This is a genomic window from Methylobacterium nigriterrae (genome assembly GCF_037106235.1).
Lineage (GTDB): Bacteria > Pseudomonadota > Alphaproteobacteria > Rhizobiales > Beijerinckiaceae > Methylobacterium > Methylobacterium nigriterrae.
Genome location: NZ_JBAWTG010000659.1, coordinates 1 through 322, shown reverse-complemented (window position 1 = coordinate 322; position 322 = coordinate 1). Strand labels below are relative to the sequence as shown.

The following is a 322-nucleotide window of genomic DNA, read 5'->3' as shown; positions in this document are numbered from 1 at the left end:
TCCGAACATGCCCGGCGCGAGGTATTTCCGGCTCTTCTCGAAGGTCGGGTAGGCGTTGCCGATGGCGCAGTTGTTGCCGATGTCGGTCGAGATGATGGCCTCGCGCGGCAGCCCGGCCTGGATCGCCCGCCAGGCCTTGCGGGGTGACATGCGGGTGCGATCCCGCTGCCGGGCCTCGACGTTCCAGCTCGTGCCCGGGTCGTCCTCCTCGTGATCCATCGACGAGAGCGTCTGCAGCCAAGCGGACTTGGTCCGGTGAATCAGGGCCTTGCGCTCCTCGCGTCCCGGGTTGCCGGCCCCTTCGGCGAGCTGTTCGAGCAAT

The 322-nt window shown here is 67.7% G+C and carries 1 pseudogene; it reads right to left on the bottom strand.

The features are described from left to right. Positions 1-322: pseudogene (locus WDW90_RS38625) on the bottom strand (sulfoacetaldehyde acetyltransferase); the annotation flags it as partial.